3 protein-coding genes are annotated in these 1,460 nt (G+C 70.5%); all 3 read right to left on the bottom strand.

What is annotated here, in order from left to right; translation table 11 throughout:
• On the bottom strand, positions 1-227 hold a 227-nt coding region (locus ACOADB_RS15590), incomplete at its 3' end, for a glycosyltransferase family 2 protein (RefSeq protein ID WP_378600354.1).
• A gap of 15 nt (positions 228-242) precedes the next feature.
• On the bottom strand, positions 243-1,226 hold the full coding sequence (locus ACOADB_RS15585; RefSeq protein ID WP_378600352.1) for a Gfo/Idh/MocA family protein: 984 nt from the start codon (positions 1,224-1,226) through the stop codon (positions 243-245).
• The coding region (locus ACOADB_RS15580) for a DegT/DnrJ/EryC1/StrS family aminotransferase (RefSeq protein WP_378600349.1) at positions 1,223-1,460 on the bottom strand (238 nt) is incomplete at its 5' end. The genes ACOADB_RS15585 and ACOADB_RS15580, both read right to left, overlap by 4 nt.

Raw genomic sequence — 1,460 nt, 5'->3', positions numbered from 1 at the left:
CCGCCCGAGTTGTCCTGGTGGAACACCCGGACGACCTCCGGGTACGACGCCGCGTACTTCTCGAGCAGTTCTCCGCTGCCGTCCGTCGATCCGTCGTCGACCGCCACGACCTCGAGCCGCTGGTGGCCGATGGTCTGGCCGACCAGGGAGTCCAGGCAGACGCTCAGGTAGTCGACGGTGTTGTAGACCGGGATGATGACGGTGACGTCGACAACGGGCGTGCGCATCTGCCTGTGTCCGGCCTACAGCCGGACGACTCCGCCGTCCGTCGACGACGCGAGGATGCCGGCGGCGACCTCGACGGTCCGCATGCCCTGGGCGAGCGTCACGATGTCGGAGTCCTTGCCGAGCACGGCGTCACGGAACTGCTCGTGCTCGCGCAGCAGCGGCTCCCGCTTCGGGATCGCGAACCGTGTCACGTCACCCTCGACGACGCCCCGGAAGGCGCTGACGGCTTCCCACTCGGTCGGGACGGCACCGTTGGCGTAGAACGTCAGGTCGGCGGTCAGGGTGTCGGCGACGAACGCGCCGCGCTCACCGGTGACCACCGTGGACCGCTCCTTGAGCGGGCTCAGCCAGTTGACGAGGTGGTTGACCACGGCGCCACCGTCGAGCTCGCCGACGACCACGATCAGGTCCTCGTGCTCGCGACCGCTGCGGCGGGCAGCCCGCGCGGACACCGAGACGTAGTTCTGTCCGGTGACCCACGCGGTGAGGTCGATGTCATGGGTCGCGAGGTCCTTGACCACACCGACATCGGCGATCCGGCCGGGGAACGGGCCCTGTCGGCGGGTGACGACCTGGTAGATCTCGCCGAGGTCCCCGGCTGCGAGGCGGGTACGCAGGCTCTGCAGGGCGGGGTTGTAGCGCTCGATGTGGCCGACACCGCCGACCAGGCCCTTCTCCGCGAAGGCGTCGACGAGGCGCTTGGCCCCGTCGACCGACGGCGCGAGCGGCTTCTCGATCAGGGCGTGGATGCCGGCCGCCGCGAGCTTGAGCCCGATCTCCTCGTGGGTGCCGGTCGGAGCCGCCACCACGACGTAGTCGGGCTTCAGCGCGATCAGGGCGTCGACGTCGGGGACGATCGGCGCTCCGTGCGAGACGCGCTGGTCGGTGACGACCGCGTCGGCGGCACCGACGAACTCGACGTCGTCGAGGATCGACAGGATGCGTGCGTGGTTGCGCCCCATGGCGCCCAGGCCCACCAGACCGGCCTTCAGCGTCATGCGTTGACCGCCACGACGATGCGGTCGAGCTCTTCGGCGGTGAGGGTCGGGAACACCGGCAGCGACAGCGCTTCCAGCGCGGCCTTCTCGGTCTCCGGGAGCTCCCAGCGCGGGTCGGGCACGCCGGCCTCGGTGAGGAACGGCTTCAGGCGGTGCACCGGCGTCGGGTAGTACGTCGCACTGCCGATGCCCTGCTCGGTGAGCCGGGCCTGGAGGGCGTCGCGCTCGGTCGAC

Origin of the sequence: Nocardioides sp. CPCC 206348 (assembly GCF_048654705.1) — a bacterium.
Classification (GTDB): domain Bacteria; phylum Actinomycetota; class Actinomycetes; order Propionibacteriales; family Nocardioidaceae; genus Nocardioides.
The sequence above is the reverse complement of the archived record's forward strand: the minus strand, read 5'-3'. Positions and strand labels throughout refer to the sequence as shown.